This window comes from Nocardia neocaledoniensis, assembly GCF_029868625.1.
GTDB classification, from domain to species: Bacteria; Actinomycetota; Actinomycetes; order Mycobacteriales; family Mycobacteriaceae; genus Nocardia; species Nocardia neocaledoniensis_A.
In genome coordinates this window covers 1-1,222 of record NZ_JARWOJ010000368.1, presented here as the reverse complement: position 1 = coordinate 1,222, position 1,222 = coordinate 1, and the positions used below count along the sequence as shown (strand labels likewise).

Sequence of the window (1,222 nt, the reverse complement as noted above, 5' to 3'; positions counted from 1 at the left end):
CCCCCCACCAACAAAAAAAAAAAAACCCCCCCCCCCCCCACGTTGGTGCGCTGGGGTCCTAGGCGACCGCAAAGAAGACGATGAGAGTGACACAGGCCGCGAGGCAGTATGCCTCAAAAGCGCCACGGAGTGCGGGTGGCGCCTCACGGAGCTCCATGAAGTAGAGGCCGATCAGGCGCACCTTGATGAAAGCTACCACGAGGATTACCGCAGTTCGCGTGGTGTCCGAGGAGATCCCATGATCGGCGCCGAGCCAAAAGGACAGCAGCGTCGCTGCAACCAAGAACCCCCACACGATGGTCACCCGATCTCGCATGAGGCTGGAGACAGAATCCATAATTCCTACCTGATCAGATACAGCAACGGAAGGATAACCATCCACAACAGGTCTACCATGTGCCAGTAGCACGCGGCTCCTTCGACGGCAGATTGCTTGACCTCGGCCCCGACCGAACGACGGGCCTGCATGAGCAGGTAAAACAGCGCACCCACACCTACGACGAGGTGGACGAGGTGAAGGCCGGTCAACGCGAAGTAATAGGGATAGAAGCTCCCGGAGATGGACATGTAGTCGTTGGCGACAATAGAGGTGTAGTCGACAACCTTCATCACTATGAACCCAAGGGCGCACGCGATAGCCCCGGCGAACATTCGGGTGCCGATAGCTGCATTCTTGGCACGAATTGCGCGTAGACCGAGGACGACCAGGAGCGAGCTCACAAGCAAAAGGAGTGTGTTTATTACACCGTGGCTCTGGTCCAGTGTCCTGCGGCCTATTTCGAATAGGTCGGCCTGTTGCCCTCTGTAGTAGAGGTAGGTTGCAAAAATGACCGTGAACATGACCATATCGCCGAGAAGAAAGACCCATAATCCTTCTTCACCCGGAATCTTTCCTGTCCGCCCAAGGGGCCTCCGAAGACCGCCGCCGGCGTCGGCGCTACTGATTCCCACCGTTAGCATGATCGCCCTTTTGAGAGTTCGCACGTACTTCGTACAAGATTTTCTGCCCAGATCACGGGTCGGGGGGGGGCGGCCCGGCGGCGCCCCCCCCCCGCGCGAGTGAATGAGTAAGCGGGGCAGGTCGGGCGCGGGACCGTCGATGAGCTTGCGCTTCAGGTACTCGTCCTCGAGCACCTGGCGGAACTTCTCGATGCCCCAGTCCTTGATGAGGAACTTCAGGCGGGCCTTGGTGCGCAGGCGGCGGTAGCCGTAGTCGCGGAAC

2 protein-coding genes are annotated in these 1,222 nt (G+C 59.2%); both read right to left on the bottom strand.

The annotated features are described in order from the left end of the window. Positions 1–58: 58 nt before the first annotated feature. Positions 59–337 carry a cytochrome C oxidase subunit IV family protein gene (locus QH270_RS28725; RefSeq protein WP_280347232.1) on the bottom strand — a complete coding sequence of 93 codons (279 nt, stop codon included), beginning with the start codon at positions 335–337 and terminating at the stop codon, positions 59–61. 5 nt (positions 338–342) lie between these two features. Further along, on the bottom strand, positions 343–1,222 hold an 880-nt coding region (locus tag QH270_RS28720; protein ID WP_432420443.1), incomplete at its 5' end, for a cytochrome c oxidase subunit 3.